Source organism: Vibrio sp. V43_P6S15P86, assembly GCF_009904725.1.
Classification (GTDB): Bacteria; Pseudomonadota; Gammaproteobacteria; order Enterobacterales; family Vibrionaceae; genus Vibrio; species Vibrio diabolicus.
Genome location: NZ_WXWT01000239.1, coordinates 1 through 5,297, shown reverse-complemented (window position 1 = coordinate 5,297; position 5,297 = coordinate 1). Strand labels below are relative to the sequence as shown.

4 protein-coding genes, 1 tRNA gene and 1 rRNA gene are annotated in these 5,297 nt (G+C 46.0%); 4 read left to right on the top strand and 2 right to left on the bottom strand.

Going from position 1 to position 5,297, the window contains the following annotated elements; translation table 11 throughout:
• Window positions 1–255: 255 nt before the first annotated feature.
• The 4 genes from hemC to CAG69_RS10610 are packed head-to-tail and all read left to right on the top strand — an operon-like array spanning window position 256 to window position 4,335.
• Complete coding sequence (hemC, locus tag CAG69_RS10625; RefSeq protein WP_161444124.1) at window positions 256–1,194, top strand: hydroxymethylbilane synthase; 939 nt, start codon at window positions 256–258, stop codon at window positions 1,192–1,194.
• A gap of 2 nt (window positions 1,195–1,196) precedes the next feature.
• On the top strand, window positions 1,197–1,925 hold the full coding sequence (locus tag CAG69_RS10620) for a uroporphyrinogen-III synthase (RefSeq protein ID WP_046874396.1): 729 nt from the start codon (window positions 1,197–1,199) through the stop codon (window positions 1,923–1,925).
• 17 nt (window positions 1,926–1,942) lie between these two features.
• Window positions 1,943–3,154, top strand: coding sequence for a uroporphyrinogen-III C-methyltransferase (locus CAG69_RS10615; RefSeq protein WP_161444122.1), 1,212 nt, complete (start codon window positions 1,943–1,945; stop codon window positions 3,152–3,154).
• Window positions 3,154–4,335 carry a heme biosynthesis protein HemY gene (locus tag CAG69_RS10610; RefSeq protein ID WP_109170337.1) on the top strand — a complete coding sequence of 394 codons (1,182 nt, stop codon included), beginning with the start codon at window positions 3,154–3,156 and terminating at the stop codon, window positions 4,333–4,335. The genes CAG69_RS10615 and CAG69_RS10610 overlap by 1 nt, the downstream gene beginning before the upstream one ends.
• Window positions 4,336–5,052: 717 nt before the next feature.
• Here CAG69_RS10610 and CAG69_RS10605 read toward each other — a convergent pair.
• Window positions 5,053–5,143: transfer RNA gene (locus CAG69_RS10605), tRNA-Ser, on the bottom strand.
• Between the two features lie 70 nt (window positions 5,144–5,213).
• Window positions 5,214–5,297, bottom strand: a 5S ribosomal RNA gene (gene rrf / locus CAG69_RS22765); the annotation flags it as partial.

The window sequence follows — 5,297 nt, the reverse complement described above, 5'->3', positions numbered from 1 at the left end:
TGCGGGTAAAGTTTCACGCCCACGCACCACTCAGGATGCAAAACCATACTTTAGTCACAAAATTAATCGCGCGGTAGTGTCGCTCTTATTACCTATTACTAATAATAGTCCTTAGTCTAATTGAGAATCCAGTCACACTATTTTCATAACGTCATGTAATTCCATTCATAGCTCTCAGAGATAACGAACTAACAGTAAGCATTTCTTGATGAGAATGGTAGGATAAACCCAAATCCAAACAGCATTGAGAAGATCATGACACAATCCACACCTATTCGCATTGCAACTCGAAAAAGCCCTCTTGCTTTATGGCAAGCTTACTTTGTCAAAGACGCCCTTCAAGCCGCTCACCCTGGTTTGGAAGTCGAGTTAGTAACCATGGTGACCAAAGGTGACGTGATTTTAGATACACCGCTAGCAAAAGTTGGCGGCAAAGGCTTATTCGTAAAAGAGCTTGAAGTCGCAATGCTAGAAGGCCGTGCAGACCTTGCCGTTCACTCAATGAAGGACGTGCCCGTCGATTTCCCGGAAGGTCTTGGCCTCGTGACCATTTGTGAACGTGAAGACCCTCGTGATGCTTTCGTCTCCAATACCTATAGCAACATTGATGAACTCCCTCAAGGTGCAGTGGTTGGTACTTGCAGTTTGCGCCGTCAATGCCAACTGAAAGAATATCGTCCAGACATCATTATCAAAGAACTGCGTGGCAACGTGGGTACTCGACTTGGCAAACTGGATGCGGGTGAGTACGACGCTATCATTCTTGCAGCCGCAGGTCTAAAGCGCTTGAAATTGGAAGACCGAATTCGCAGCTTTATCGAGCCAGAGCAATCATTACCTGCGGTTGGCCAAGGTGCTGTCGGTATTGAGTGCCGCCTTGACGATGAAAGGCTGCTTAAACTACTTGAGCCACTTAACCACCAAGACACCGTAGACCGTGTTTTGTGTGAGCGCGCAATGAACCTGACGCTAGAAGGCGGCTGTCAGGTACCTATCGGCAGCTATGCCCTGCTAGATGGCGATAACATTTGGCTACGCGCATTAGTTGGCGAACCAGATGGCAGCGAAATTGTTCGTGGTGAAATCCGTGGCCATCGTAAAGACGGCGAAACGTTAGGAGTGCAGTTAGCCAATGAACTACTGGATAACGGCGCTCGTGAAATCCTAACTAAGCTGTACGCAGATCACGAATAATCATGGCAGTGTTGGTCACTCGGCCGGGAGAGCAAGGCAACGCGCTTTGCTCTCTGCTCGAAAGGCACGGCATTTCTGCATATCACCATCCTCTGATCGACATTGTCGCCGATCTCACGGACACGCACCTCTCTAAACACCTGCATCAAGCTCAAATTGTTATCGCTGTTAGTCGACATGCCGTGCAATGTGCACAGCAAATCTTAGCCAGCAACGAGACATCATGGCCGAAACAAGCCATTTACCTTGCCGTTGGTCAAAAAACAGCACACTATTTAAGCAAATGTACCCAACAGAAAGTACACTATCCCCAAGTCAGTGATAGTGAACATTTATTGCGACTGCCAGAGCTCAATAATGTGGCCCAACAACAGGTTCTTATCCTTCGTGGGAACGGTGGAAGAGAGCTGATCAAAGATGCATTGGTGAGACGTGGCGCAAAAGTTCACTATAGTGAGACTTACAAGAGAGAATTCATCCCATTCGATCCAGTAAGCTGTGTCTCACTATGGAAAACCCTACAAATTGACCAGATCATCGTCACCAGTGGTGAGCAACTGGATTATTTGTGCAGCCAATTGACGTCAGAGCAATTGACTTGGCTTAATCAACAAGAGTTGTATATCCCCAGTCAGCGTATCGCTGACATCGCACTTCAAAGGGGGTTCACTCGGGTGAGATGCACGGGAAGCGCATCCAACCAAGAATTACTGGCGGCTCTCCAGCCCTAGCTACACAGGATATAGGCATGACAAGTAAAAATAACGACCAAAAAAATAACGATAAAAACCTTTCCGAAGAAACCTCATCGGCACCGCTAGCCGAAAAAAGCACATCGCAGCAGGATGCGGCCCCTAAAAAAGAACAGCCAAAAGTGGCCGAATCCCCAAAAACAGCCGAGCCTGCCAAAGTCGAATTTGAAGAAAAACAAGGCAAGCGCGGAGTTAAACTAGGCACAGTCGCTATCATCTTATCGATTATTTTTGGCGGTGGCCTCGCATACAAGCTGCATCAGCAGCAAGCCGATTACCAAGCACAGATAGCCCAACTAAAAAGTCAGCTAGAAAGCACTCAAGCTTCCATGAAGCAAGAGCTCAGCCGGGTACAAGAGGAAACCATCGAGAAAGCAACGACCGTGACACACAAAGCGGAAGTGGTACTGGGACAGCAACAGAAGAGCATTGAAAGCTTACAGCTTGCCGTTGCCGATGTGAAAGGTCGCCGACCAAACGACTGGCTACTTGCTGAAGCCGATTACCTCGTCAAATTAGCAGGTCGTAAACTGTTCTTAGAGCATGACGTAGAAAGCGCAACTCAACTAATGGAAAGTGCAGATCAACGCATTGCAGCACTGAATGACCCTAGCCTCGTCAAACTACGCAAAGCAATGGCGAACGATATCACCAAACTTCGTACTATCCCGCTGATTGACCGTGATGGATTGGTACTACGCTTAACTGCTCTGCAACAGCAAGTAGACAAGCTACCTCTCGCCAATGCACTACTCCCAGAAGCAGAAGCCGTAGAGAACACGGAAGTGTCAGAAGATATTGCAAACTGGCAAGATAACTTAATGACATCTCTGAAAGACTTTTCAGAAAACTTCATTACCTTCCGCACGCGCGATGGTAACGTCATTCCACTGCTTTCTCCTGAGCAACACTTTTACCTAAAAGAAAACATCAAAGCCAAATTGGAGACCGCAATAAAAGCAGTGTACCAAGAACAAGGTGAAATTTACACCACGTCTCTAAAAACGGCCGACAAATGGGCATTAGCTTTCTTCAACCAAGACGATAATTCCGTTAAAGAGTTCAACAAAACTGTTAACCAGTTAAGCCAGCAAAACATTCAAGTGGAATACCCAACGAAACTGCAAAGTCAGTCTCAACTATCAGATGTCATCCGTGAGCGCCTACGTCGCGAAGTCACAACGATGACAGGTATGGAGGATAAGTAATGTTTCGTCTTATTTTCCTATTTGTTGTACTAGGTGCAGGACTATTTGTTGGCACTCAATTTTCTGGTCAGCAAGGCTATGTACTCATTTCCATCGCTGAGAAAACGATCGAGATGAGCGTAACGACATTGGTCGTATTCGTTATCGCAGCACTCGCAGGTCTTTTTCTACTTGAGTACCTAATTAAAAAGCTAGTTTACGCAAGTTCTACAACATGGAACTACTTCAGCGTGCGCAAAATGCGCCACTCCCGTCGATACACCAATGAAGGCATTATTAAACTCCTTGAAGGAGACTGGAAAGGTGCCGAGAAAAAAGTGACTCGTTGGGCGAATCATCACGACATGCCACTACTTTGTTACTTAGTTGCGTCTGAAGCTGCACAAGGTCAAGGTGATAAAGCAAAACGTGATCACTACCTAGAGCTAGCAAGCCAGCAAGAGAATGCTCATCTCGCAGTAGAGCTAACTCGTGCTAAACAGTTTATTCGCGATAACGAGTTCGAGGCTGCTTTCGATACTTTGCAATCGTTAAAAGGTCAGTATGCGAGTAATTCGATTGTATTGAACTTGCTGAAAACAACGTACATGCAGCTAAAGTTGTGGCAACCTCTTATTGACCTCTTGCCACAACTCACCAAAGCAAAACTCATCACGGAAGAAGAACACGCAGAGCTGATTCAAAAGGCGCAATGCGGCTTACTCCATGAAGTGGCACAGCAGCAAGGTAGCGAAGGGCTTATTTCTCATTGGAATGGCCTTGCACGCAAAGTAAAACAAGACACACACCTAGTCGCCTGTTTTGCTCGTGAGTTGATAGCCCGGAAAGCAGATGCTGAAGCCTTTACTGTGCTAAAAGAAGCATTGAAAAAACAACCGGCTCCTGAGCTTTATCAACTACTGCCAGATCTAAACCTGCCAGATATCCACCCTGTCGTGGTTTTCTTAGAGGGAGTAGTGAAGAAAGAGCCAGATAACGCCGCTGCGCATAGCGCATTGGCGCACTTCTATTTCCGTCAAGAGAAGTGGCAAGAAGCCCAAGACCACTTTGAGATCGCCTTAAAGCTTCGCTCTGACGTCTCTGATTATGCATTCCTAGCAGACACACTAGAGAAGCAGAATCTAACTAAAGCCGCTCACGAAGTCTCTCGTAAAGCTCTCACGCTCGTCCAGAACAACTAAGTAGCAGTCATCTAACCAAGCCGACAGTTTACTGTCGGCTTTTTTATTGCCTGTCACTCATCAACACTATACAAACCTGCAATATCCACTAGAGCTAACGCCCTGCAATCGCCTGAACTTCATTAGGAGGCCCCAGCAAAGCTTCTTTAGTTCGTTCCCAGCAGCACTCCATTAAGCTCACTAAAAGCCTCTAAAAGATAGCTTACTCACTTTCTTCAAAATCTAAGCTTCTAAGAAGGAACTCTACTAACAAAATGCAGATAACTTGGAATAGAGTAGGAAGCAAAAATAGGCACATAAGCTCCGATACTCTCCATTCTCTTCAATGCAGGACTGTCCTATACAATACTTAGAACGTGTTTATTGTACCAACCAGAGCAAGATAGCGAAGAGCCACTAGGTAACACTAAGAGCGCTAACGCACGCAACATCGAGTAAAGGGTAAAGAGTAAAGGCAAGTCTCTTGTTAACAGAAACACTTTACCCTTAGAGGTAGGAATGCCAATACTCAGACTTGATGGCTCTCGTTAGAAGATAAAGTTATGAACTTCTGTCGCAGCACAACCCGTGGATAGCGAGAACGCGCTTAAAGCAAGGCTTCTCAAGTGACATAGTGCAGGGATACGATCAGCTAAGGGATTGATTCCAGTCCCTAACGAATTTCCAAGCGTCAGAAACGAAGAAAGCCTCGCTATTTCTAGCGAGGCTTCTGAATAGTGGCGGAGAGATAGGGATTTGAACCCTAGATACGCTATTAACGTATGCCGGTTTTCAAGACCGGTGCTTTCAACCACTCAGCCATCTCTCCACAAATTGTCATCAACAGATTAGTACACTGATGATGTTGTTATTTGTCTATGCAAATAACGATATTTAAAGCCTGGCGATGTCCTACTCTCACATGGGGAAGCCCCACACTACCATCGGCGCTATTTCGTTTCACTTCTGAGTTCGGCATGGAA

What these genes read in the sequence shown, in the direction of transcription:
- CAG69_RS10610 (WP_109170337.1), top strand. Translation starts at nt 3,154, where the DNA reads ATGTTTCGTCTTATTTTCCTATTTGTTGTACTAGGTGCAGGACTATTT.
- CAG69_RS10620 (WP_046874396.1), top strand. Translation starts at nt 1,197, where the DNA reads ATGGCAGTGTTGGTCACTCGGCCGGGAGAGCAAGGCAACGCGCTTTGC.
- hemC (WP_161444124.1), top strand. Translation starts at nt 256, where the DNA reads ATGACACAATCCACACCTATTCGCATTGCAACTCGAAAAAGCCCTCTT.
- CAG69_RS10615 (WP_161444122.1), top strand. Translation starts at nt 1,943, where the DNA reads ATGACAAGTAAAAATAACGACCAAAAAAATAACGATAAAAACCTTTCC.